General features: G+C 35.7%; 22 protein-coding genes and 2 pseudogenes. 17 read left to right on the top strand and 7 right to left on the bottom strand.

Annotated elements, in window-relative coordinates; genetic code table 11:
• Nucleotides 1–346: 346 nt before the first annotated feature.
• On the bottom strand, nucleotides 347–964 hold the full coding sequence (locus B1B04_RS22130) for an exosporium glycoprotein BclB-related protein (RefSeq protein ID WP_240518372.1): 618 nt from the start codon (nucleotides 962–964) through the stop codon (nucleotides 347–349).
• 223 nt (nucleotides 965–1,187) lie between these two features.
• Nucleotides 1,188–1,712 carry a SpoIIIAH-like family protein gene (locus tag B1B04_RS22125; RefSeq protein WP_079563511.1) on the bottom strand — a complete coding sequence of 175 codons (525 nt, stop codon included), beginning with the start codon at nucleotides 1,710–1,712 and terminating at the stop codon, nucleotides 1,188–1,190.
• 208 nt (nucleotides 1,713–1,920) lie between these two features.
• Between B1B04_RS22125 and B1B04_RS22120 the strand changes: the two genes are divergently transcribed.
• The gene (locus B1B04_RS22120; RefSeq protein ID WP_079563510.1) at nucleotides 1,921–2,424 is read left to right on the top strand and encodes a GNAT family N-acetyltransferase; all 504 of its coding nucleotides are present in this window, start codon (nucleotides 1,921–1,923) and stop codon (nucleotides 2,422–2,424) included.
• A gap of 110 nt (nucleotides 2,425–2,534) precedes the next feature.
• Here B1B04_RS22120 and B1B04_RS22115 read toward each other — a convergent pair whose 3' ends face one another.
• On the bottom strand, nucleotides 2,535–2,960 hold the full coding sequence (locus tag B1B04_RS22115; RefSeq protein WP_079563509.1) for a GNAT family N-acetyltransferase: 426 nt from the start codon (nucleotides 2,958–2,960) through the stop codon (nucleotides 2,535–2,537).
• Nucleotides 2,961–3,406: 446 nt separating this feature from the next.
• Here B1B04_RS22115 and B1B04_RS26605 point away from each other — a divergent pair.
• The 3 genes and pseudogenes from B1B04_RS26605 to B1B04_RS22105 all read left to right on the top strand — a co-directional run.
• A pseudogene (locus B1B04_RS26605) lies at nucleotides 3,407–3,511 on the top strand (YoaP domain-containing protein); the annotation flags it as partial.
• 358 nt (nucleotides 3,512–3,869) lie between these two features.
• Nucleotides 3,870–4,127, top strand: coding sequence for a hypothetical protein (locus B1B04_RS22110; RefSeq protein ID WP_079563508.1), 258 nt, complete (start codon nucleotides 3,870–3,872; stop codon nucleotides 4,125–4,127).
• A gap of 70 nt (nucleotides 4,128–4,197) precedes the next feature.
• The gene (locus tag B1B04_RS22105; protein ID WP_079563507.1) at nucleotides 4,198–5,193 is read left to right on the top strand and encodes a zinc-dependent alcohol dehydrogenase family protein; all 996 of its coding nucleotides are present in this window, start codon (nucleotides 4,198–4,200) and stop codon (nucleotides 5,191–5,193) included.
• A gap of 141 nt (nucleotides 5,194–5,334) precedes the next feature.
• Here the strand turns inward: B1B04_RS22105 and B1B04_RS22100 are convergent, their stop codons facing one another.
• Nucleotides 5,335–6,330, bottom strand: a complete 996-nt coding sequence (locus B1B04_RS22100) for a PLP-dependent cysteine synthase family protein (RefSeq protein WP_079563506.1) — start codon at nucleotides 6,328–6,330, stop codon at nucleotides 5,335–5,337.
• Nucleotides 6,331–6,812: 482 nt separating this feature from the next.
• On the opposite strand from B1B04_RS22100, the gene B1B04_RS22095 reads away from it, so the two are divergent.
• From B1B04_RS22095 to B1B04_RS22075, 5 genes are all read left to right on the top strand, one after another.
• Nucleotides 6,813–7,571, top strand: coding sequence for a formate/nitrite transporter family protein (locus tag B1B04_RS22095; protein ID WP_079563505.1), 759 nt, complete (start codon nucleotides 6,813–6,815; stop codon nucleotides 7,569–7,571).
• A gap of 306 nt (nucleotides 7,572–7,877) precedes the next feature.
• On the top strand, nucleotides 7,878–8,213 hold the full coding sequence (locus tag B1B04_RS22090; protein WP_079563504.1) for a hypothetical protein: 336 nt from the start codon (nucleotides 7,878–7,880) through the stop codon (nucleotides 8,211–8,213).
• Nucleotides 8,214–8,317: 104 nt separating this feature from the next.
• Nucleotides 8,318–8,743, top strand: a complete 426-nt coding sequence (locus B1B04_RS22085; protein WP_079563503.1) for a GatB/YqeY domain-containing protein — start codon at nucleotides 8,318–8,320, stop codon at nucleotides 8,741–8,743.
• Nucleotides 8,744–8,879: 136 nt separating this feature from the next.
• A complete protein-coding gene (locus B1B04_RS22080) occupies nucleotides 8,880–9,458 on the top strand; it encodes a TetR/AcrR family transcriptional regulator (RefSeq protein ID WP_079563502.1) in 579 nt (192 codons plus the stop codon).
• A gap of 71 nt (nucleotides 9,459–9,529) precedes the next feature.
• Nucleotides 9,530–10,465, top strand: coding sequence for an SDR family NAD(P)-dependent oxidoreductase (locus tag B1B04_RS22075; protein WP_079563501.1), 936 nt, complete (start codon nucleotides 9,530–9,532; stop codon nucleotides 10,463–10,465).
• Between the two features lie 94 nt (nucleotides 10,466–10,559).
• Here the strand turns inward: B1B04_RS22075 and B1B04_RS22070 are convergent, their stop codons facing one another.
• The 3 genes and pseudogenes from B1B04_RS22070 to B1B04_RS22060 form a co-directional block, all read right to left on the bottom strand.
• Nucleotides 10,560–12,257, bottom strand: a complete 1,698-nt coding sequence (locus B1B04_RS22070; RefSeq protein ID WP_079563500.1) for a methyl-accepting chemotaxis protein — start codon at nucleotides 12,255–12,257, stop codon at nucleotides 10,560–10,562.
• Complete coding sequence (locus B1B04_RS22065) at nucleotides 12,235–13,884, bottom strand: pyridoxal phosphate-dependent decarboxylase family protein (protein ID WP_079563499.1); 1,650 nt, start codon at nucleotides 13,882–13,884, stop codon at nucleotides 12,235–12,237. The genes B1B04_RS22070 and B1B04_RS22065 overlap by 23 nt, the downstream gene beginning before the upstream one ends.
• A gap of 424 nt (nucleotides 13,885–14,308) precedes the next feature.
• Nucleotides 14,309–14,659, bottom strand: a pseudogene (locus B1B04_RS22060) (polysaccharide deacetylase family protein); the annotation flags it as partial.
• Nucleotides 14,660–14,722: 63 nt separating this feature from the next.
• On the opposite strand from B1B04_RS22060, the gene B1B04_RS22055 reads away from it, so the two are divergent.
• From B1B04_RS22055 to dnaJ, 8 genes are all read left to right on the top strand, one after another.
• Nucleotides 14,723–15,913, top strand: a complete 1,191-nt coding sequence (locus B1B04_RS22055) for a DHH family phosphoesterase (RefSeq protein ID WP_079563498.1) — start codon at nucleotides 14,723–14,725, stop codon at nucleotides 15,911–15,913.
• Between the two features lie 550 nt (nucleotides 15,914–16,463).
• A complete protein-coding gene (locus B1B04_RS22050) occupies nucleotides 16,464–17,306 on the top strand; it encodes a DUF5643 domain-containing protein (protein WP_240518371.1) in 843 nt (280 codons plus the stop codon).
• 105 nt (nucleotides 17,307–17,411) lie between these two features.
• Nucleotides 17,412–18,572: a chromate efflux transporter gene (gene chrA, locus B1B04_RS22045; protein WP_079563496.1), complete on the top strand. Its 1,161-nt coding sequence runs from the start codon at nucleotides 17,412–17,414 to the stop codon at nucleotides 18,570–18,572.
• Between the two features lie 294 nt (nucleotides 18,573–18,866).
• A complete protein-coding gene (hemW, locus tag B1B04_RS22040) occupies nucleotides 18,867–20,012 on the top strand; it encodes a radical SAM family heme chaperone HemW (RefSeq protein ID WP_079563495.1) in 1,146 nt (381 codons plus the stop codon).
• A gap of 89 nt (nucleotides 20,013–20,101) precedes the next feature.
• On the top strand, nucleotides 20,102–21,130 hold the full coding sequence (gene hrcA, locus B1B04_RS22035; RefSeq protein ID WP_079563494.1) for a heat-inducible transcriptional repressor HrcA: 1,029 nt from the start codon (nucleotides 20,102–20,104) through the stop codon (nucleotides 21,128–21,130).
• A gap of 18 nt (nucleotides 21,131–21,148) precedes the next feature.
• Nucleotides 21,149–21,721, top strand: a complete 573-nt coding sequence (gene grpE / locus B1B04_RS22030; RefSeq protein ID WP_079563493.1) for a nucleotide exchange factor GrpE — start codon at nucleotides 21,149–21,151, stop codon at nucleotides 21,719–21,721.
• 78 nt (nucleotides 21,722–21,799) lie between these two features.
• Nucleotides 21,800–23,638: a molecular chaperone DnaK gene (gene dnaK / locus B1B04_RS22025; protein ID WP_079563492.1), complete on the top strand. Its 1,839-nt coding sequence runs from the start codon at nucleotides 21,800–21,802 to the stop codon at nucleotides 23,636–23,638.
• A 237-nt stretch (nucleotides 23,639–23,875) separates the two neighbouring features.
• Nucleotides 23,876–24,982: a molecular chaperone DnaJ gene (gene dnaJ, locus B1B04_RS22020; RefSeq protein ID WP_079563491.1), complete on the top strand. Its 1,107-nt coding sequence runs from the start codon at nucleotides 23,876–23,878 to the stop codon at nucleotides 24,980–24,982.
• Nucleotides 24,983–24,986 lie beyond the last annotated feature (4 nt).

The following is a 24,986-nucleotide window of genomic DNA, read 5'->3' as shown; positions in this document are numbered from 1 at the left end:
GTAAGTTCATCTTTTTCTCTAGTATCATACTTTTTAAAAATAATTTCGGTTGTTCTTTAGCTACTATTTAAGAAGTAACCCTGTACATATAACGTAAGTAAGGCAAAAAGCAAGACAATAAGTAGGATATTTATTGTTCCTAAGTAGTCATAGTCAAAATTACTATGGATAAAAAGAAGGTATACTAACGATTGCTAGTACATTAAGAGCTGTATTTGCAGGGGCTTATGGAAAAGCTTAAAACGAGTAATTAATTAGACAATTGAAATATCATCTGTGGAGGACGAAGCGCATAGAGAGAGCCCTGTACCGTTCAATTACTGGCTAGAGGAAAGGGGTGTTGTTTTTATACAATATTAATTCCTGCACTCGCATTACCAAGAATAATGTCAACGGCAGTTTCTCCTGGTACCGATGAAATATAAAGTACCATTAATAAACGATCACCTGCAGTTACTGGTACGGGTGAGATAGTAGCCGATGCAAATACTAAAAGGCCTACGGGTATAGGTTCTGTAATAGATGGAACTAAATCAACGCTAGCACTTGTACCAGTAAAAGTATTACTTCCTACAGGTGCAAGAAAAATTTGAGCACGGATTGTCACAGATCCTGATTCTACCTGCCCAGCAAGTGCATTATATGAGGCTGAAATAGCAGTTATATTCCCGTCACGTGGGACGGTGAAGGCTTCACTTAAAAGTCCGGTTAAATTAATCGTATTATTTGCAAGAGGTACAAGGTCTACAGCCGAACCAAACCCTATGAGACTAGCAAGTCTATTGCCAAGTATATTTTCAACGACTGTTTGTCGTCCAGAGGAGAAGGGAATTATTGAACCACCTTGATTTTCTCCGCCATTCCCAATTTTTGAATTGATACAATTGATATCTGTGGCCACAAATGGTCCTAAGTTATTACAATCTTTACTTGCTGATGAACGATTACAATTATTTTTGCACACAAATTTCCCTCCTTTCATCGCTATGATATGTTGAAGAAGGGAAGTGAGAAGGGCTATAAACTTTATAATTATTTCTTTATTTTTAAACGATGAAAAAAGCCTCTCATTTTGAGCGACTTAATGTTGTTGTTTCTATTGGGAGAAGGGGGCATGCTATCAAAAAAATCTCTACATGTCGTAAGTAACGTTTGTTTATATATTGAATACCATTTTTCTCTAGTCTTTAATAATTATTAGCGCCAAATTTAACTTGCACATTAGCATCCTCGCATTCTTTTATTACCAGATAGATAATTTCGTTTACGGAATATTTAGATAGTTCCTTTGCCATCACTGTTACAGAAACTTTTTTGCCTTCTATTCTTACTAAAGCATCGGGATAGCCTAGTGACTTAATTTGCATCTCAAGCATTGTTTCTGTGGATTCTTCTTTATTGAGAGTATCAATTTCAATAGCTGCCTTGTTTTTTTCTTCAGCAAAATACCCATCTGATGTAATTTTTTGAGTTAATTTTTGGCGAAGTTGATTTCGTTCATTACTAACTTGTAGGCGCGTTTCTTCAAATAAAGAGCTTGGAGAGGAAACTTCTTTTGTCACATTCTGTAAAGTTTCTTTTTGATCTGCATTTTTTTTAAATGTAATCTCCTCTTTTGATTGTTTTGGTGAATCTATCAAAGAATAGACTGAAATAACCGCTACTAGAGTTAATAATATAAGTAACCAAGACGATTTACTTTGTAGGTGCATGTACTGTCCCTCCATCAGTTTAATGGTTAATGAGCCATCACTTGAAAGTAGTTAAGAGAGCATCGTTTTATTTACCTTAAATATATTCCTAAGAGACCTAATTCTTACATAAACCTTGAAAATAAATTAAGTCCACAAATTTGCACAAGTCTGTTATGGATTGTTATAAACTTAGAATAAGAGAAAACGATTTAAGGAGGAAATTATTTTGATAATTATAGAAACAGAAAGGCTAGAATTACGAGAATTTAATGATGAGGATATTTCTGTCCTTTACACAATTTTTTCAGATGCTGAAACAATGAAATATTATCCATCCTCATTTAACTTAGAACAAACTAAAAATTGGATTGAGAAAAATAAACAAAGATATCGAGAAGATGGTTATGGTTTATGGGCTGTCTGTTTAAAAGAATCAAAAGAATTAATTGGAGATTGCGGCCTTGTTAAACAAATCGTTGATGGAAAAAATGAAGTTGAAGTGGGTTACCATATTCATAAAAAATATTGGTCTAAAGGATATGCAACTGAAGCAGCTAAAGGTTGTGTGGAATTTGGATTTGCACATTTGGGACAAGAAAGATTAATAAGTATTATTGATCCAAAAAATGGAGCTTCTATTCGTGTGGCTGAAAAAAATGGCTTAATGAAGGAAAAGGAATCGTTTGTTTTTAATAAAACTCACGATATATATTCATTAAATAAGTTGTAATTGTAAAACATAATGAAGACTAAATGATTACAACTACAACTTTTTGATACTTTATGATATAGAGGATTATTTATTATTTTAGTTCGATAGAAAGTTCCTTTAGGAGATTTTTATGAAAGATCCTTTTTTAAATAGTAGTGCTTATAATCCCGTCCAACATTGTCCAATGTACCGTAAACTTGATATCCGTGATTTTCATAAAAATCTAAAGCCTGAAAACTTAAAGTATCGACCTTTATGAAATCACAGTTGTTATTCAAAGCTATTTGTTCGATTTCTACTAATAATTTAGAGCCATAACCTAATCCGCGAATTTCCTCATCGATCATAAGTGTATGTATCTCTAACCAATTCCAACAAATTTCCCCCAATATGCCACCACGGACTTGGTCATTTTCATCTGTAAGGAAGAGGTTGATTGCTTGATATCGGCCTCTTAAATCTTTTGGAAAGTGTTTTAAATTGTATTCGTAAAGCTTTTTATTAATTAAAGATTTTTTATGTTCATTTTGCTCCTGTAAGATTTTATATTGCATACATTTTTCCTCCTCTTTTATAATGTTAAATTTCGCTTCCAAATTATATGGTGGCTATTCTCATTCTAATAATGTTCCGTTTTCGATTGTTCACATTTGCGGTAAATTTTAGATAATAGTAATAAAGAAAAGAAATTACTATCCGTTATCTACCTTCGATATAATAAAATTGGGTTATCATAAAAGTTTGGGATGGCATTCGTTAAAATGTGTGTCACGTTATAAGTTTGGTGATGAACTATACAATAGCAGGATTAATTTTGTAGGTAAAGAAGCGGGTGGTAAAGTGAATTATATTCAAATTTATGCTGGCCCAATGCCCGTTTGCAGTTGGTATTATAGATGATTTGAAAAATATAGAAGAGAAAAGGGGCATTCCTTTTCATACATATCAACTAATGGCGAAAGATGAAGCACAGAATGCACCTATCATATGAACAACCTTTGGACTATTTTACAATGGTCAGTTTATTTCATATAAAATTATGAGCGCAAACAAATTCGAAAAAGTATTTAATTACATTATGAGTAGGGAATTTATCCCCTTTTGATGAACATTAAAATTAGAGCAAATAAACAAATACCTATAAAAGAACCTAGAGTAAACGACCAAGAAAAATAATCGAAAAAGATGTATGCAATTACGATAGCAAGCATATATCCGAGAACAGTGCCCAACAATTGTTTTTGGATATTCAACGTTCTCACTCCTTACAGCTTAGGATTTTTAAAAGTTATTACCCTTATTTATATTTTATAGAATTATCAGGTAAATATCCATAAGAATTAAGAATTCAGGTAGATCAGCTTTGAAAATTAGCAAACAGTATACAGAACATTAAATATAGGGAGATCAACAGGATGGATGGCATTTAGTGAAATAATGATCTCAGTATTATTTATGAGCTTATGGCTGCTAAAACAGTTGAGGTAAATCATTATCACCATCATGCACAACAATTTTTCTTTGTGGTATTTGCAACAGCAACGATCGATATTGCCGGAGAACGAATTGTGCTACAAAAAAACGCACCAGATGGTAGAAAGAATAGTAAAGCTCACAAGTACAAAGGAGATGTTTTACTACCAGTCTCCTTAAGTGAAGCAAATCCAACAATAGAGGAATATATAGGATTACACCCAACAACAGGCTGGAACGCTCGGTGAGGATGAGAAAGCTCCTCGGAAGGTTTATTTTGGAGTAGTCACAAAACTGCTATATAAAGGAGTTAATTTTTTGAAAGCAAAAAGCATTAAATTATATGAATTTGGAAGCCCTCGGGAAGTTTTGAAGTTTGAAAATAAAATGATTCAACCTCCTCAAGAACAAGAAATTCTTGTTCGAATGCTGGCACGCCCTATTAACCCTTCTGATTTAATCCCAATATGGGGGAGTTATGCCCATCGAATTTCTTTGCCAAATATTCCTGGCTATGAAGGGGTAGGTATTGTAGAGGATGTAGGCCCGTGTGTTTCTCAGAATCTTATCGGAAAGCGTGTATTACCTTTGCGAGGGGAAGGAACTTGGCAGGAAATTGTAAAAACAAGCGTAGAATTCGCAGTACCCATTCCAGATACTATAGATGATTTTACTGCAGCACAAATGTATATCAACCCAATGACAGCTTGGGTAACATGTACAGACATATTACAATTGCGGCCAAATGATGTTTTAATAGTCAATGCTTGCGGGTCCGCAATTGGACACATATTTGCTCAGCTAGCAAAATTGTTAGGTTTTCAATTAATCGCGGTTACGAGAAATAATAGACATACTGACGATTTAATTCAGCTTGGTGCTTCCTATGTAATAGATACTTCAAAAGCACCGCTTTATGAGACAGTAATGGAACTAACAAATGGTCGGGGCGCTAATGCTGCTATTGATTCTATTGGAGGGACAGCTGGCAATGACCTTGCTTTTTGTCTGAAATCTGGAGGGGACTTTTTAGCCATTGGTCTTTTATCAGGTGTGCAAGTGAATTGGCAGAGAATCGTTAAAGAGGCAAATATAAATGTAAATATGTTCCATTTACGTCATTGGAATAGGCAAGTATCGGTGGGAAGATGGCAACGTACATTTCAGCATTTAATCCATCTAGTTAATAGTGGAAAGTTAAAAATGATGACGGTGGATTCTCATTATGATTTGTTAGACATTAATAAGGCGATAACGGCTGTTGAATCATCTAAAACTACTAAAGGAAAGATTTTTTTAACAAGTTATAAATAAATAGAAAGACCGAACTATCCCGAAACACTTCATGAGCGTTTCATTGAGCTAGTTCGGTATTTTTGTTAGCTGAAACACTTTTGTCCCAGCATCTTTCCTTATAAGTATGATTTGCCAAAAAAATCTAAGCTTACTGTGATTCTAAAATAAATCAGTTGATAAATATCGTAGACCAGTATCAGGTAGGATAACGACAATTCGTTTTCCTTTGTTCTCTGCACGTTTTGCAAGAGCTGTGGCGGCAAATATAGCAGCACCTGATGAAGTACCTACTAATATACCATCTGATTTCGCAACTGCGCGTGCAGCCTCATAAGCTTGTGTAGTTTCTACCTCAAGTACTTCATCAATTATATCTAAATGAACATTCGATGGTACACGGACCTCGTCAGCATCGGAGAAGCGGTGAACACCTGTGATTTCAATGATATCTGGATTATGAACGGTAGCAATGGAATTAACAGCAGGCTCTACACCAATGATCTGAATAACTGGATTTTTAGATTTTAAGTATGCTCCAGCACCACTTATCGTACCCCCTGTGCCGATTGCTGCCACAAAGATATCAATTTGTCCGTCCGTATCCTCCCAAATTTCAGGACCAGTAGTTAACCTATGAACATTTGGGTTGGCATCATTATTTAACTGATTTAAAAACACAACATTTTCTTCTTGTTCAACGACCGTTTCTCGAAATACTTTATTCGTTTCAACAAAGTCACCCTCTGTTTCCTCAAAAGCAGCTACCATTTCTGGAACATCTGAAAAAGGGACAACCTCCGCTCCGTATGCCTTTACAGCCTTTGTGCGCTCTTCACTAACACCATCCTGCATGTAAATTCGAAGCTTATAGCCTTTTGCTGCTGCAATTGCTGCTAGACCAATACCAGTATTGCCACTTGTTGTTTCGATTATTGTTTTATCTTTTGTTAATACACCACGAGCTTCAGCATCCTCAATCAACGCTTTAGCAACACGGTCCTTCACACTATTAGCAGGATTAAAATACTCTAGTTTTACGATAATTTCGGCTTCTAGCTGTTGCTCTTTTATATACTGATTTAATGCTAATAGTGGTGTATGACCGATTAATTCTGTAATAGATTGTTTGATCTTATTCGTTACAATTTGACCCATCACAATCAACCCCTTTAATTTAACCTACTTATCTTACTTGTTTAATAGGAATTAATGGAATTGTATCATGATAAATCCATTGAAGCAATAAAGTGCCTGATAGAAAGATTGAATCTAATGATAGAAAAAAATGATGAATCATATCTACACATTAATTTTTCCTGGGGCTATGCGAAAGTGAGTCGAGTGTAACACAAATTGACGTCTTATCAGAAAGAAATTCCTTCATTATTTTTGATTAATTAAATTTTTTTAATCCAAATGAACTAATAGTAGGTTTAAAGTAATCTTTAAAGTGCATAAATATATGTTTGTTTGGAGGGATTTACTTTAAATTTGCTAATTAACGATATTTTGGAATAATATTTGTTAAAATGTAGCCTTGTATAAAAGTTGGTTTGAGTGGTAACTAGGTGACTACTTGAGATCAACGGTAAAAAAGAGCTATTAAGTTAGCTTGATGTTATTTGGGAGATGAAAGTATGAAAGAAACAATTTCTTCAGTTTGTATAACTGCTGAAACAAAAATTAACATGATGAAGCATAAGTCTGCTAATTATTTATTATTAGCTATTTTTGGCGGACTTTTTATCGGATTTGGAATTTTGCTCATCACTACTATTGGCGGCTTATTAAGTCCGACTGAGGTACCAAGTATGAAAATCTTACAAGGATTAGCATTTGGTGTGGCGCTTAGTATGGTTATGATGGCTGGGGCAAATTTATTTACTGGTGATAATCTAGTTTTAACGGTTAGTACACTATCAAAAAAATCATCGCCATTAGAGATGTTGGGCATTTGGTCGTTTAGTTACATAGGAAATTTCTTTGGTTCTCTTTTAGCAGCCGCATTATTTTTTTACTCGGGGTTAGCAGTTGGAGACACAGCAGCTTACATTGAAAAGCTTGCTACAGCTAAGATGAATGCTAGTTTCGTTGAGCTTTTATTGCGAGGTATTTTATGTAATTTACTTGTATGCTTGGCCGTATGGTGTACGTATAAATTGAAAACAGAGGCAGGAAAATTAGCGATGATTTTCTGCTGTATTTTCCCTTTTGTCACAATAGGATTTGAGCACTGTATAGCAAATATGACATTGTTTTCTCTTGCTCTTTTCATACCTCATGGTGAACTAGTATCGTTTGGTGGAGCCATTTCAAATTTATTGCCTGTAACACTAGGGAATATTATTGGTGGAGCTGTTATTGGTTTTGTTTATTGGGTAAATGGCAGAGATTAATAAATCACTAAATATTGCTAATGTAGTCAGTTTAAGTAGAGTAAAATACTTCTTGCCATGGCAATTTGAGAAGTGATTGTAAGTACCTGTTGATATATACAGGAATATAAAGCGATGCGATTATATCAAGTGAAATTAACGGATGAATACTTGACAATTTCCATCTCTTAATACTTTGACTTTTAGATAAATCGTAGATAGAATGACAGGTAGAGTTGCTTATGTAACTCTACCTATTTTTATTGTGATTAATACGAGAAATTAATAGATAATGTAATAAACATAAAAGAGCGGAGGAACTCAAAAATGGAACAAGAAGTCAACCAACATACGATTCTTCAAGCAATTTTAGAGCTTTCAAAGCAAATGCAAGACATAAAATCGGACCTTCAACAACAAATCGAAGCAGTTGAGAAGAGATTAGAAGAAAAACTCGATGCAGTTGAGAAGAGATTAGAAGAAAAACTCGATGCAGTTGAGAAGAGATTAGAAGAAAAAAACGAAGTGTTGGAAAAAAGATTAGACAAAGTTGAACAAAATTTAAGTCGAAAAATTGATCTTGTAGATGCAAAATTTGATATTTTATCATCGGATTTAATAACGACAAAAGCTGAAGTATCTATGCTTAAACAAGTAAAATAATATCAGTTATGCCTCGGCATAATTCTGTGACACATGCTACCGTATCCCTTAAGGTTACGGTATTTTTTTATGGTATAATAAATGTCACAAAGGAGTGAAAAAGATTGTTAAAAACAGAGGTATTTGAACAATTAAAAAAGGCAATGAAAGAAAAGGATGTATTAGCAAAAGGCGTATTAACGCTTTTGAAATCTGCTCTAGATTTAGCTGAAAAAGAAAAGGGAGTAGCTTTATCGCCTGAAGAGGAAATGGCTATTATAAATCGTGAAGTAAAGCAAACAAATCAGGCTCTTGAGGGCGCTCAAAATGCAGGTCGAGCTGACTTAATTGAAAAAGAAGAAGCAAAATTAGTTCTGTTAAAATCATTTTTACCAAAGCAATTAACTGAAGAAGAAATTGCAGAAAAGCTTGTGGCAGCTGGCGTTGTAAAAGGAATGAACATGGGTGAAGCGATGAAAATTGCAAAACCTTTATTAACTGGTCAAGCTGAAGGCGCTGTTATTTCAAAAGTTGTGAAGGGCCTTATTTAATATCGTTAGAAACAGCCCCCTACTCTTAAGTAGTACGGGGTTGTTTTTTGAGTTACTATATTTTTGTGTAGCTATTGCCAAAAGATGAAAGTGCTTTTATACTTATTGTTAACCACTGGTCAATAAGGAGGGTACTATGTCGCCACGTAAGCCATCAACAAAAGATTTGACGAAAGAAATGATTGTAAACGAGGCTCATAAGCAATTTATTACGAAGGATTTTCAGCAAATATCAATGCGTAGTATTGCTAAAGAGCTTGGTTGTAGTCATGGGGCTATTTATTATCATTTTAAAAATAAAGCCGAAATATTTTATGCGATATTAAGTGATTATTTTTTTGAACTAAATAATACTTTAGATGAAAATATGAACGGTCCTGAAGATCATGACACTAAACTGCTGAATGTTTTTGTAGGCTTTATGGCGTTTGGTTTAAATAATCAAAGTCAGTATGAATTAATGTTTATCATGAGGGATAGCGAAATTGATGGGCTATCGCAAGAGGCAGCAAACCTTAGCTATGAAAAATTTGCACAATCTGTACGTTTCTTATCAACAACAGAACTGTTGATTTCAGATATTCATTCTACATTCATTGCTCTTCATGGATTTGTTGCACATTATCGTCATTATGTTAAAAATTATGAGGAAGCGAAAGAAGCAGTGGATGTACATGCAAAATTTCTTATGAAGGCTTTAACATTTAGAGAGTAGCTCTAGAAAAAAATCTAGAGCCTTCTTTTAACAGTTATTTGACCAGTGGTTAATTAAAGGGGGAATATAGTTTGCAAAAAGCATTAGTTATTGGGGCATCTGGTGGTATGGGTTATGCGCTAGTAAATGAACTAGTTAGTAGAAATATACAGGTAAAGGCATTTGCTAGAAATGAAGAAAAGTTAGTTGCACTTTTCCGGCAGCACAAAAATGTCGAAATCATTTCAGGCGATGTATTTAATGAACAGGACATGATGAGAGCTTCAAACGGTGTGGATATTATTTTTCATGCTATTAGTTTTCCGTATCAGGATTGGAAAAAACTCCATTTGCGATGCTTAGATATGGTGATCAACATAGCCGAGAGGCGAGGAGCGAAGATTGCATTTGTAGATAATATTTATGCATATGGAAGACAATCGACAAACCCTGTAATAGAGCAAGCTAGAAAGGAACCACAGACGAAAAAGGGGAAAATTCGCTTAACGATGGAAAATAAATTGAAAAACAGTAATGCACCCTCGTTAATTGTACATTTTCCTGATTTATACGGACCAAACGCAGAGAACACAATACTCTATGAAACATTAAAAAGTGTTGCGCAAGATAAAAAAGCTAATTTTGTAGGGAATATGCAAGTGAAGAGGGAATTTCTTTATACAGTTGATGGCGCAAAGGCTATGGTAGAGCTTGCTTTGCGAGACGACACCTATAATCAAAATTGGAATGTGCCAGCTGCTCACCCAATTGCAGGGGAAGAACTAGTGAAAATTTTACGTGACATTACTGGCTACAAAAAGGGTATTCGTACAGTTTCTAAAGGCATGATCCGGCTGATTGGAATATTTGCTCCTTCTATGAAAGAAGTAGTTGAAATCTTGTATTTAACAGAAGAACCAGTCATTTTAAGTGGGGAGAAATTTGAAAAGGAAATAGGCGCTTTACCAAGTACTTCGTATAGAGTAGGGCTAGAAGAAACGCTTGCATGGATGAACAAGAGAGTATAAAAAGACTTTTAAGTGACAATGAAAAAATCCGCATAAACTTCTGTTGGTAGAAACTTACCTACAGAAAGCATAGCGGATTTTTTATTAGTATTTCTTACAGCTGAAATTTTTGTATGATATTACGAAGTTGTTGTGCCATCTCAGCTAAATTATTTGAAGACGCCGTAATCTCCTCAATACTAGCTGATTGTTCCTCAGAAGCAGCAGCCACATTTTGAATGTTTCCAGACGCTTGAACGGCTACTACACCAACTTCCTCTACAGAAAATGCAATGTTGTTAACCCCGTCATTAATGTTAGAAATGATATTATTGACAGAATCCATTTCTTGAGTTAATGAAGTAATATTCGAATATATTTCTTTAAAGGCTACACCTGATTCATTAAAGCTAGTAGAGCTTTCTGCAAGATTATTACTGCTAATCTCCATAGATTTCACAGCTTGAGTAGACTCTTCTTTAATCGTCTCAATTCGTGTTCGAATACTATTCGTCGCTGCTAAAGATTGGTCAGCTAATTTACGCACTTCTTCGGCTACAACTGCAAAGCCTTTACCATGCTCACCAGCACGTGCTGCTTCAATAGAGGCATTTAAAGCGAGTAAATTTGTTTGATCCGTAATCTCGTTAATTAAAGTGACAATATCGCCGATCTCGTTTGAATAAGTGCTTAAACGTTTCACAACATCTGAAGTCTCTTGAATAGCATTAGATGTTAAGGCCATTTTTTCTGTAGCACTTTGAATCGTCGTATTACCTTTTTCAGAAATAGAAGATGCATTAGATGCTTTAGTAGTGACATCATTTACGCTCGCTACAACTTCTGACATCCTTGTGGAGATTGTCGTAATATGAGTTTCTACTTCTTCAATAGAGGAAGTTTGTTTTTCTGATCCTGCAGCTACCTCTTGCATTGAGGATGTAATTTGTTGAATAGATGCACTTGTTTGCTCAGAGCCTGCCGACAACTCTTCTGACATAGCAGCTACTTGCTCAGCATTTTCAGCAATTTGCTGAATTAGTGAGCGTAAGTCTCCTGTCATATTTTCAATGCCATCTGAAAGCTGTGCAATTTCATTAGAACCCTTTATGTTAAGTGATTCAACAGCTAAGTCGCCTTGTGCAACCTTACCAACATAACTAGTCATATTTTTAATTGGTTTAATAATACCTTTACTAATGACATAAGCCACAATAATACCGAATATCAAAAACATCACGGTCATGATGATACAAATCCAAAGAGTTTCTGTTTGAAGCTTAGAAATAAAGGAAGCGTCCATATCTAAACCAAAAAGAATATCAGTATCTTTAAATGGTAAAAAAATCGATTTATGAATTCCATATTCATCTTCATAAATATCGCTGGATTGAACAGTTCCATTATCTAGTGCATCATTCATTTCCTGGCTAAAAGCATAGCTCTCTTGATAATCATCTTTATCACTTAATGCCACGATATGTTCCTTACCGTTTGCCCGGGAAAGAACGTAGGCATTTTGAATATCATACTCTTTAAGAGCTTCATTTAATTCCTTTAATATGTCTTCATATTTATCCTTATCACCGTCATCTGCAGCTTTGACGTCATTTATGTCAATATCATCAAAAATTACATTTGATATAATTTCTAATTCTGACTCAAATTGTGTAATAACGAAATTATCGATGATCCGATTAGATGTAATAAATAATACGATACTAAATATTACAGAAATAATAGCAATTGGAATAGTAAAACTGGCAATATATTTATAGAGTAAAGAGCTTTTAAATTTTTTGACTATACTCAACTTTAGCAGCCTCCAATACTTTCACCTTTTGTTGTAAGAACTGAACCATATCACTAATATGTTCTGTCTCAGTATAAGGAGAGATTGAAAAGAATTTTGCAGCAGCGACTGGAAGTTGTTGTTTTGTATCGCTAGTGTTGACAGTGCAAACACGTGTTGTATCACCGAAAAATACTTCGTCGCGACCTTCTCCTATAATTTCAAATAAAGAAGCATTTAGGCCATTAATATATTCAATTTGATCTTGTGTATAGCTACCTGACTGTTCAGAATTCCAATTCAAACCTTCTGGATATAAACGGAAGGCTGTGACTGGTCCAATATTAGACTCATTGACTACTTGTAACATTGGCGTTTTCTCAGCTAACTGCGCACGGAACGCTAAATTTACACGCACATAATTAGCTAATATTTGTTGGTAGCCTTCTTTACCAAACGCCTGTAATGCAGCATAAATAGCAATTGAACTACCCATACGAGAGCACTCTAATGTATAGCCTGTATGGTAAGAACCATAGCCTCGATTACCTACATAAGGTGTGTCAAAGTCCTCGATATCTAATAGCTGCAAATGTTTTCCTTCTTTTATTAAGAATAAGCTTGTTAAATACGGTGTTTGACCAAGCTTTTGGAAGTCGAAGCAAAGGCTATCTGCAATAGGTAGATATTGCATACGTTCTCTAATTTGTTCAAGTCCTTGTAAAACATCAGTTTCTAGTTGAAGTGGATTTGCCTTAAAATCATAATCGTTGAAAAATGCGTAAAAACCACCTAACGCTGAATCAGCGTGAATATGTATAGGCTTTAAGGAATGTTTTTGTTCTAGCTCAGTTGTAACAATTTTGATTGCTTGTACATCATCTATAGCAAATTGATCTGTAGCGCCTGTTGTAGCAACTACATAAACTGGAATACCACCTTTTTCGATAACCTCAGTCATACGCAAACGTAAGTCTTCAATATCCATTGAATGATCTTGTCCAGCTTTAACGCGAATTAAATGCTTGCTACCGATGCCGACTGCTTCAATTGATTTTAATAAGCTGTAATGAGCATTTTCTGAAGCAAAACAATATAAATTATTAGGTATGCCATCTTCCTTTGCGTTAGGGAATTGTTTAGCGATTGCAAGACGTAGCCCACTGAAAACAGCCCCTTGTCCACCCCAAGTTGTGTAACCAAAGCTTTGTGTATAGTCGTAGCCAACTAACTTCGACATCATTGCTACTACTTTTACCTCACATTCTGCGGCAGCAGGTCCGTATACATCCCATAGATTGTTACCATTAAGTAGAGCATTTGTGAATTGGCCCAATATGCCTGGAATGCTTGCCATTGGCAAAACATTTGTTACAAAGTTGCGTGTATGGTAAGGATGTCCTTGCATCAATTTTGTTAATTCATTTACAACTTGATCAAGCCCGACACCTGAAACTGGTACTTGATTTTCTTGCATTAACTCTTTATAGAAATTGTCAGAGCGTTCTTTCATCGGTCCAAGAGTCGTTGTTTGTGGATCTTTTAATTCATCTAATGATGTAACAATTTTCTCTAATAGGGTTAAAAAGTTCTCTCTTTGTTCGATATTTCCATCTTCACTTTGGAATAATTGCTGGATTTTTTTCATATTCATCATCCTTTATAGTTCGTTTTTCCCCTGTTTTTTTATTTCATAAAAATAGGTCGTTTTACTAAAATAATGATAACATATTATAACAAAAAATGAATTTATATTTTATTGGAAAATTAATTTTAGACATTTCTAAATAGTCTAACTTGTTTTGTGGTGAAATATTTGGGGAATTTATATAATGGATTATTTCTGTTAATGTTGATTTTAAAGGGTTTTCATGACATTTTTTTATGTATTTTTGCAAAGTTAGTGAAGGGGGAATTCTATGAGGAAAAGAAACTTTTTATGGTGAATACTATGCAAATAATAATTTTAATTTAATAAATAAATGCGGATTTTTTAATGCTTTATGACTATGAATGAGAAGCGAGTATAAATGATGTGATATGTTTGTCCTGCATCACAAGCTGTTGTAAACAGCAGGACTTTTAAACACCATTCGCTGATGTGAATACGTATGATTTCCAATTTGGTGACCTGCCTGGACAATTTTTTTAGCTTCCTCTGGATTTTCCTCAATTTCCTTTCCAATTAGAAAAAAGGTTGCTTTAGTGTTGTAGTCGTCTAATAAGGATACAATGGCGCTAACATTTTTAGTAGGGCCATCATCAAAAGTTAATGCTACGACCTTCTGATGTGTTTCGACATGTGAAGTAATAGTGCCAAATAGTTGGTACGATCTAGCATTCATCAACTTATATGTACCAAATCCTAAAGCAACAATGAATAATAGACCAAGTCCTAAATAAGTAGTCCTCTTTTTCAGCATAAACACTCCTAACAATACCGATAATTTTTTAATGTTAAACCATACTAATTGGGAGGTGAAAAAATGTACAAATTGCTATCACATAATGATTTAGATGGAATAGGTTGCGGAATTTTAGCCAAACTTGCTTTTCAAGATCAAGTGAAGGTAAGGTACAATTCGATTTCAGCGCTTGATCGCGAGATTGAATTTTTTTTAGACACGAACGAACAAGGTACATTTTTATTAATTACAGACTTATCTCCAAATGAGGAAAATGAAAAGAGATTAGATGATTATTATACAGCAACTGGCAATGTTCAGTTGCTTGATCATCATAAAACAGCTTATCATTTGAACGATTATGAATGGGGTAAAGTAATAGTAGAAGATGAAAATGGATATTTAACATCAGCAACGTCCTTATTTTATCAGTACCTTGTTTCACATGGGTTTTTAGAACAAACAAATGCCATCACAGAATTTGTAGAGTTAGTGAGACAGTACGATACATGGGAATGGGAAAAGAATGATAATCAACAAGCACGTCGGTTAAACACTCTCTTTTTTTTAGTATCAATCGATGACTTTGAAGAAAAAATGCTTGAACGCTTAAAGACAAGCGAACACTTTGACTTTGATGAATTTGAAAAGAAAATGTTGCGTATGGAAGAAGAGAAAATAGAACGGTACATCCGCCGAAAAAAACGGGAGCTAGTTCAAACATCGATAGGAGAATACTTTACAGGTGTAGTGTATGCAGAATCTTATCATTCAGAGCTTGGGAATGAATTGGGAAAAGAAAATGTACACCTTGATTTTATAGCTATATTAAATATGGGTGGCAAAAGAATTTCCTTTCGCACGATTCATGATCATGTAGATGTTTCAGCTATTGCAGCAGAATTCGGAGGGGGAGGGCATCAAAAAGCAGCTGGTTGCTCTTTAACAGATGAAGCTTATGAGAAGTATGTAACACAAACATTTCATATAGCACCAATACCTGAAGATGCCAAACGAAATCGCTATAATTTAAGGTTTTCTTCGTTTGGGACAATGTATAAAAATCTTGAAGAAGAAAATTTCCTTCTATATTCAATAAGTGATTTTGATTGGATAATTGAAAAAAATAAACTGCCATTAGATCAAATCTTTACAAGTTTTTATGAAGCGGAATGGTTTTTAAAAAGAAATTATCAAGCATGGTTAGTGAAAGATGAGTTATTTGTAGAGTATTTAATGGAAGAGGCCAAAAAGGTTCGTCATCAAGAGTAAGGGATATGGACTATTCCTAAAGTAGTGTTGAAAAAATGGTCAAGGGAATCTTTTAGATTGTGCAACGATTTAAATGAGAGGATTTCCTCTTATTATCAGTGACGATACTATGCTGTGTGGTTGATTGAAGTGGTGACGGGGTGACTCCTTGGGGATCAGCAATAGGGGAACGAAGGCTAAAAAAATCATACCCTGTGATAATGCCTTCGTGATCAACATCGTGCTGTCGCTGCGCTTTCGCACAATCAAAACCCTCTGCTGCCGCTACGTTAGCACTACGCTTTCGCGCAAAAAACATCTGTTGGCCCGAGACCCTGCAGCGAATCGGCAGCAACAAAGCGCCCAGTCGGAACGGAAATCAACCCCTCGTTTTGCCGAATAGCAGTACTTTATGTTCATTCAGAATAAAGGAATATACATTATTCCTTTAGATACATAGCGAAATCAGCCAAATCAAGACAACGTTAGAGGTTATATAATGTTCAACTGAAAACTACAATAAATAAAAAGCTTTTGTGCAGACATACTTTCTTAAAATGAGGTGTACATGATGTCCGATATGCTTCTAGTTGAGAATCAGCCAAAGGGAAACCTAGGACGCAAAATATGGTTTATTGTAGTATTGCTTTTATTGGTAGCTACTTGTGTCATTGTTTATTATTTTTTATTTAAGAAAGATTTGAATTTTGAAGCATACAAAACAGTTGTCGACAAAACTACTGAAAATGCTCTCGGACGTTTAACGTTAAATGAAATAATCATTGATGATAACCAAATATTACTGAACGCTACTTTTAAGCCAGTCAAGGACTTAAATTTCGACAATCAAATCTTTTTCTTTCCACAAGTTTTTGTGAATGGAAAAGAGCTCACGGTTAGAAATGGAGGACAGACAATCCAACAATCCAATAAAAATTATACAATTTATAGTAGTGTGAAATTAAGAGAACTACCAGCAGATAAAATATTAAGCTTAGATATTCGTTATAACAACTGGAACGGGGAAAAAAAGATTGACGAGCCATGGGAATTTCAAGTGAAAGCTTCGCAAGAGCAATTACAAGAAGATAGAAATACCTTCTCTGTTGAGAAAAAAGTAAAGCTATTAGATGGTCAAGAAATAACGATAGAAAAGGTTGTTTCTACACCAATATCTACAACGATTTACTTTCATTCCGAGAAAAGCTTACTAAATGAAGCGATACATTTTAAAATTCAATCAGCGTCAGGGGAAACTTGGCACATTAACTCTGCTTATCCTTTAAATGAAGATTATACAAAATGGGGTGTCCGCCTCGACGCATTATATTTGACCGGAAATAGTTATGAGCTAATTCCAGTTGCTAAAAATGGAAGTGAACTGGGCTCTGCTATTAAAATTGAAGATAAATAACGAAACCTACATCCGTAACTTTTTAAATTTTACAATATCTTAAACTAAAAAGATGATTACTCAATGTAATATGAATATATATGACATCGAGAGTAGTTGAAGATATTGCGAAAATTATGGGAGATTTTTTTAGTTTCACTAAAATTAGGTTGTACATCCTTTGGGGGTCCTACTGCTCATTTAGGGTATTTTCAAAATGAATATGTTCAGAAGCGTATATGGCTATCTGATAAAGAATACAGTCAACTAGTTGGACTCAGTCAATTTTTACCTGGGCCAGCATCTAGCCAGGTAGGGATGGGTATCGGCTTATTAAGAGGCGGTTTATTGGGGAGTGTTGTGTCATTTCTTGGTTTTACATTGCCATCGGTTTTGTTGCTTATGGCATTTGCGTATTTTTCTGCATATACAGGGATGGATATGGGCTGGGTTCATGGCTTAAAATTAGTGGCTGTTGCGATTGTTGCACAAGCTATTTTAGAAATGTCCCAAAAATTAATCCCTAGTATTCGCCATTTTATAATCGCTTTGTTAGCACTTGTAGTAGTGCTTTTATGGGTTCATCCACTTGCTCAAGTAACTACTATTATTGTTGCTTCTTTTATAGGCTATCTCTTTTTTAAGATGACTAATCAAAAAGAAGACCCAAAAGAAACGCTTGTGCCGATTTCAAAAATGACCGGTGTATGTTTTTTAGCGCTGTTTGTTCTATTACTTATTGGTTTACCAATCGCTAGCCCAATTATTCAATATGAATGGTTTATGTTATTTGAAAAGTTTTATTTATCAGGTGCATTAGTATTTGGTGGAGGTCATGTCGTATTGCCTTTACTAGAGGCGCAGTTTGTCCAAAATGGATTAATGGGTTCTTCCGATTTTTTAGCAGGATACGGAATGACGCAGGTAGTCCCTGGTCCATTATTTACGTTTGCTTCTTATATAGGTATGGTCATTGCTGGAGTGCCAGGGGCTATTATTGCAACGATAGCGATTTTTTTACCCGCATTTTTGCTTATAGTAGGGGCAATGCCTTTTTGGCTAACTCTTAATCGTATTGCCGGATTAAGAGGAGCGATGGCTGGTGCAAATGCAGCGGTTGTTGGCATATTAGCTGCAGCTTTTATTCATCCGATTGTTACACAGACAATTCAAAATGGACTGGACATCGTAATTGCAGCCGTTTTTTTATGGTGCTTAATGCGTTGGAAAATTCAACCTTATTTGCTCGTGCTAATTGGGATTTGTGTAGGGATTGTATGTTATTAAGTACACAAAAATATATTGATATGCATTTATTCCTTTCTCGATGAATCAAACCCACTTGTTGCAGTGGGTTTTATTTTTTTTGTGAAAGTTGGCTATTTAAATAAAGTGTGTACAGCTTCTTAACTTTAAAACATGTCCAGCAGGATTGCTGTCATGCAATTGTTATAGATAAATAATGTCCAAACCATTTAGTTTTGATTTAGTTATTTTAACTGGTTGGATTCATGGCGTTCCCTGTCACGATTGTTTATAATGAGGAAATGGAAAAAGACTAACGAGAAAGAAGGGATAGCTATGGCACGAGGTGTTTACATTCATATTCCTTTTTGTCATCAAATTTGCAACTATTGCGATTTCAATAAATTTTATTTTAAAAATCAACCAGTTGATGAATATATAGAAATGCTTGGCAAGGAGATGGAGCTTGCGACTAAAAAATATCCTGAAAGTTTTAAAAAAATCGAAACGATATTTCTTGGTGGCGGTACACCAACAGCATTAACGCCGCAACAACTAGAGAGACTTCTTGAACTTATCCGTACGTACATTCCAATGGACAGTGTGACGGAGTTTACGTCAGAGGCCAATCCGGACGAGCTATCAGAAGCAAAATTACAAGCATTATTTGCTGGTGGTGTAAATCGCATAAGCATGGGTGTGCAATCCTTTAATCAAGAGTTGTTAAAAAAGATTGGCCGTACACATAGCAACAATCATGTCTATGAAACAATTGACTTAGCGAAAAAGGTAGGTTTTAGAAACATTAGTTTGGATTTAATGTACGGTTTGCCAGGACAAACGATGGCACAATGGAAGGATACTTTAGAAAAAGCGTTCGCGCTTGATATACCACATTATTCCGCTTATTCACTAATCGTTGAACCGAAAACGATTTTTTATAATCAATACACAAAAGGTAAGCTTCATTTACCAACTGAAGATCTTGAAGCAGATATGTATGAGGTGTTAATGAACCAGATGGAGGTACATGGACTTCATCAATATGAAATTAGTAACTTTGCTCAATCTGGTTTCAGTTCTACACATAACAAAATTTACTGGGAAAACGATGAATATGCAGGCTTTGGTGCGGGTGCTCATGGATATCTAGCAGGTGTGCGATATTCAAATCATGGACCATTGAAAAAGTATATGGATACAGTAAATGCAGGAGAACTACCAATTGTATATGAACATGTTGTAACAGAGAAAGAAAAATGTGAAGAGCAAATGTTTTTAGGGCTGCGTAAAACGGAAGGAATTACACACACTATATATGAAGAAAAATTTAATGAATCCATGCATAGGCATTACTCACATATCATAGAAAAATTAGTTTCAGAAGGTCTATTGGAGCATGATACTAAAGGAATTCGCCTTACTCGAAAAGGTCGTTTTGTAGGGAATGAAGTATTTCAACAATTTTTACTAGAAGATTGAGCGATATCGTTGACATAAAATGTAGGATTTGATAACTTAATAATAGTATTAGCACTCCTCTTAGTTGAGTGCTAACAGAGGTGATGATCATGCTAACAAATCGGCAATTACAAATATTGCAAGCTATAGTAGACGACTTTATTATGTTTGCACAGCCGGTAGGTTCTCGCCAAATCTCCAACAAGCAAGAGATTACATTTAGTCCAGCCACAATTCGAAATGAAATGGCGGATTTAGAGGAATTAGGCTTCTTGGAAAAAACGCACACTTCCTCTGGTCGAGTGCCTTCGGAAAAGGGTTATAGATTTTATGTAGATCATTTGTTGAGCCCTCAAGGCATTAATTCGAGGGACATTCAGCAAATCCAATCAATTTTTAACGATCGCTTAGTAGAAGTAGAGCATATTATCAGAAAGTCGGCCAATATTTTATCGGAGCTGACATCGTATACATCGATTCTTTTAGGACCAGATGTCCAAAGACATCGTGTTAAACGATTTTCAATTGTGCCACTTTCTAGCGATGCAGCAGTAGCGATTATCGTAACGAATAATGGACATGTTGAAAATCGCATGTTTAGTTTACCTCCTAATTTTACCGCTTCTGATTTAGAGAAAATGGTTAATATCTTAAATGAACGTCTAGTTGGTGAGTCATTAGAAGATATTCATAAAAAACTCGAAGCTGAAGTGCTAACAGTATTACAACAGCATGTTCAATCAGCGGATGATTTTATTCGCTCTCTCGTGACAGCGACGATGCATAATTCGGAAAGTAAAGTTTTCTATGGTGGTAAAACAAATATGTTCAACCAACCGGAATTCCACGATTTAAATAAAGTCCGTATGATTTTGGACTTAATGGAAACGACTAGCCAAGTGCAATCGCTCTTCCATCCTAATGAATCGGGCATTCATATTCGTATAGGCTCGGAAAATAAACAACTAGAAATGGAAAACTGTAGTGTCATTACGACCACTTATTCTATTGGTGAAGAACAGCAAGGGGCTATAGCAATTATTGGTCCAACACGAATGGATTATAAACGTGTTGTTGCTTTACTAGATGTAATGCGCATGGATTTAACACAAGCCTTTACGAAGAATCGTAGTGATTGATAATGAGGAGGATTTCAAGTGACGGAAACAACTGAAAACAAAGACCTTGTACAAGAAGACGTACAAGCTGAAAATGAAGTAGAAGAAACAGAAGTTAAAGTAGAAGAACAAGAAGTCGAATTAACAATCGAAGAACAGTACGAAGCAAAGCTAGCTGAGTTACAAGCAAAGCTAGACGATGAGGAAAACCGTCATATACGTTTACGCGCTGACTTCGATAATATTCGTCGTCGCAACCAACTTGATCGTGAGGCTGCTGAAAAGTATCGTGCTCAAACTTTACTGTCAGATTTACTGCCAGTCATTGATAATTTTGAGCGTGCCTTACAAGTTGAAGCGACTTCAGAAGAAACGGCTTCTATCGTAAAAGGTATTGAAATGGTGTACCGTTCTCTGATCGAAGCAACTGAGAAGGAAGGCTTGCAAATTATTAAAGCTGAAGGTGAGCAATTTGATCCAAATGTTCACCAAGCTGTTATGCAGGAGCAAGATAGTGAAAAAGAGACTGGTGTTGTTTTACGCGAGCTTCAAAAAGGTTATATATTAAAGGATCGCGTATTACGCCCAACGATGGTATCTGTGAACGAATAGACTTAGTACTATTTAGTTAATTACAATTATTAGTTAGAAAACGCATCATTTGCGTTTCAATAATAGGAGGAAATTTTAATGAGCAAAATTATCGGTATTGACTTAGGAACAACAAACTCATGTGTCTCTGTACTTGAAGGCGGAGAACCAAAAGTAATTCCAAACCCAGAAGGTAACCGTACAACACCATCTGTTGTTGCATTTAAAGGCGGAGAACGTCAAGTTGGTGAAGTAGCGAAACGTCAATCTGTAACAAACCCTAACACAATTATTTCTATTAAATCTAAAATGGGTACATCTGAAAAAGTTCAAGTGGAAGATAAAGAATATACGCCACAAGAAGTTTCTGCAATGATTCTTCAATACTTAAAAGGTTATGCTGAAGACTACTTAGGTGAAAAAGTAACAAAAGCAGTTATTACTGTACCTGCTTACTTCAACGATGCTCAACGTCAAGCTACAAAAGACGCTGGTAAAATCGCTGGTTTAGAAGTAGAACGTATTATCAACGAACCAACAGCTGCTGCACTTGCTTATGGTTTAGACAAACAAGATACAGATCAAAAAGTATTAGTATTTGACCTTGGTGGCGGTACATTTGACGTATCTATTCTTGAATTAGGTGACGGTGTATTTGAAGTATTAGCAACAGCTGGTGATAACAAACTAGGTGGGGACGATTTCGACGATGCTATCATCGAGTATCTTGTAGCAGAATTCAAAAAAGAAAATGGCATTGACCTTTCAAAAGATAAAATGGCTATGCAACGTCTAAAAGACGCAGCTGAAAAAGCGAAAAAAGACTTATCAGGTGTAACATCTACTCAAATTTCTTTACCATTCATCACTGCTGGTGAAGCGGGTCCATTACACTTAGAAATTTCTTTAACTCGTGCTAAATTTGACGAAATTACATTACCATTAGTAAACCGTACAGTAGGTCCGGTACGTCAAGCATTATCTGATGCAGGTCTTTCAACATCTGAAATTGACCAAGTAATCTTAGTTGGTGGTTCTACTCGTATTCCAGCTGTACAAGAAGCTGTACGTAAAGAAACTAATAAAGAACCACACCGCGGTGTAAACCCTGATGAAGTTGTAGCAATGGGTGCTGCAGTTCAAGGTGGCGTATTAACAGGTGATGTTAAAGACGTAGTTCTACTTGACGTAACACCACTTTCATTAGGTATCGAAACTATGGGTGGCGTATTCACAAAATTAATTGACCGTAATACTACGATCCCAACATCTAAATCACAAGTATTCTCAACTGCAGCTGACAACCAACCAGCAGTAGATATTCACGTACTACAAGGTGAACGCTCAATGGCAGCTGACAACAAAACATTAGGTCGCTTCCAATTATCGGATATTCCGCCAGCACCACGTGGTGTACCACAAATCGAAGTAACATTCGATATTGATAAAAATGGTATCGTATCTGTTAAAGCGAAAGACCTTGGTACAAACAAAGAACAAACAATTGTTATCCAATCTGATTCTGGTTTATCTGAGGAAGAAATCGAACGTATGGTAAAAGATGCAGAGGCAAATGCTGAAGCGGATACTAAACGTAAAGAGGAAGCAGATCTTCGCAACGAAGCTGACCAATTAGTGTTCCAAGTTGACAAAACAATTGCTGATTTAGGCGAACAAATTACAGAAGACGAGAAAAAATCTGTAGAAGATGCTCGTGATGAGCTGAAAAAAGCGCTTGAAGCTGGCGAATTAGAAGGCATTAAATCTGCTAAAGAAAAACTAGAAGGTGTATTACAACCACTAGTAATGAAAGTATATGAACAAGCTGCAGCAGCTGCTCAAGCAGCTCAAGGTGGCGAAGCAGGTGCAGAAGCTGGCGATGGTAAAAAAGACGACATCGTAGACGCTGACTTTGAAGAAGTAAAAGACGATAAATAATAGTAAGTAACACAGTTAAGTGAAGAAGCCAAAGACCGCTTGCGGCTTTGGCTTTTCTCTTTATTTACTGCTATAAGTTATGCCCATTTAATTGTCTAGTGGCGTAGGGTATTTAAGAGAAAAGAGTTAAAAACATGTGATGCAACATTTTTAATGAATAATTAGTAATAAAATAGAGGCAGTTTTTTTAACTGCATGATACAATAGATTTTATGCAAAAAGAGCGGAGTGTGAATCATGGAGAAACGCGATTACTACGAGGTGCTTGGTTTAACGAAATCGGCTTCTAAAGATGAAATTAAAAAAGCATACCGTAAATTATCAAAGCAATACCATCCTGACCTTAATAAAGAGCCAGGTGCAGATGAAAAATTCAAAGAAATCGCTGAAGCTTATGAAGTATTAAGTGACGATCAGAAAAAAGCACGCTATGATCAATTTGGCCACGAGGATCCAAATGCAGGCTTCGGAGGCGGCGGCTTTGGCGGCTTCGAGGATATTTTCAGTTCATTCTTTGGTGGTGGCGGTCGCCGTCAGGACCCGAATGCACCACGCAAAGGTGATGACCTTCAATATCGTATGAATATTTCGTTTGAGGAAGCAATTTTCGGAAAAGAAACAGAAATCGAAATTCCTAAAGATGAAGAATGTAATACTTGCCAAGGTTCAGGTGCAAAACCGGGTACTGATCCTGAGACATGTTCAACATGTCAAGGTGCAGGTCAAGTAAATCAGGCAGTAGATACACCATTTGGCCGTATGATGAATCGTCGTACTTGTTCTACATGTCAAGGTGCAGGTAAAATCATTAAAGAAAAATGTTCTACTTGTCGTGGTGAAGGGAAAGTTCAACAACGTAAGAAAATCAAAGTTAACATTCCAGCAGGTGTTGACGATGGTCAGCAAATTCGTGTGTCTGGTCAAGGTGAGCCAGGTATAAATGGAGGACCTGCGGGGGATTTATATATTATGTTCCGCGTTCAAGGACATAAAGAGTTTGAGCGTGATGGCGATGATATTTATTTCGAACTAAAACTGACATTCCCACAAGCAGCTCTTGGTGATGAAATTGAAGTTCCGACTGTTCATGGGAAAGTAAAACTACGTATTCCAGCGGGAACACAGTCAGGTGCACAATTCCGTCTAAAAGACAAAGGTGTCAAAAACGTCCATGGCTATGGCACAGGGAATCAATATGTAACAGTAAAAGTTGTAACGCCAGAAAAATTAACAGAAAAACAAAAGCAATTACTACGTGAATTTGCGGAAATCAGTGGTGATATTCCTGAAGAGCAAGGAAGCACACTATTCGATAAAATTAAGAAAAAATTCCAAGGTGAATAATTAG

The sequence above is a fragment of the Lysinibacillus sp. KCTC 33748 genome (assembly GCF_002237755.1).
GTDB lineage: Bacteria > Bacillota > Bacilli > Bacillales_A > Planococcaceae > Lysinibacillus.
The sequence above is the reverse complement of the archived record's forward strand: the minus strand, read 5'-3'. Positions and strand labels throughout refer to the sequence as shown.